This is a genomic window from Bradyrhizobium australiense, assembly GCF_013114825.1.
GTDB classification, from domain to species: domain Bacteria; phylum Pseudomonadota; class Alphaproteobacteria; order Rhizobiales; family Xanthobacteraceae; genus Bradyrhizobium; species Bradyrhizobium australiense.
Genome location: NZ_JAAVLX010000043.1, coordinates 1 through 677 on the forward strand (window position 1 = coordinate 1; position 677 = coordinate 677).

Annotated in this window: 1 pseudogene; it reads right to left on the bottom strand. The window is 67.1% G+C overall.

The window, feature by feature from the left end:
- A pseudogene (locus HCN58_RS35220) lies at nucleotides 1-677 on the bottom strand (flotillin family protein); the annotation flags it as partial.

Sequence of the window (677 nt, forward strand, 5' to 3'; positions counted from 1 at the left end):
GAACGCTTGGCGGCGAGCGCGATCACGCGCTCCTCGTCGGCGATCTCGACCGCCTTCTTCTGGTCGATATTGAGCACCTCGCGAGTCCTGGACGAGGCAATGCGCTCGGCTTCGAGCGCGAGCTCGACCTCGACGCGGCGCCGCTCGATCGCGTCGCGCCGCCTGAGTTCGGCGGCCTCGATAGCTTCGGTGCGCTCGATCTCCAGCCCTCTGGTTTCTTTTTCGGCCCGGATGCGCTGGGCGGCAACGACCTTCTCCTGGGCAATGCGCGCGGCCTCGATGGCTTCGCGCGAGGCGACCGAATCTTCCCGCATCGCCCAGGAGGAACGCGTTCGCTCGCTCGAAATCGGGCGCAACCGCGCCATCGAGGAAGCCGACATCGCCTCGCGCGCCGAGATCCCTGCGACTTCCAGCGCCTGATTGCGCTCGATCTCCAGCTTGCGCGTGGTGTGCTCGGCGGCGATCCGCTCGGCTGCGAGCGTCCGCTCGCGTGCGATCCGGGCGGCTTCCACGGCCTTTTGCGCCTCGATCTCGGCTTCTTGAATCGTACGCACCTGCTGGATCTCCAAAGAGCGGGTGCGCTCGTCGGAGGCAATGCGTTCGACGTTGACGATCGTGGTCTGGGCGATGCGGGCCTTTTCGGTCGCCTCGCGTGCCGCGATCTCGGCTTCCTCGAC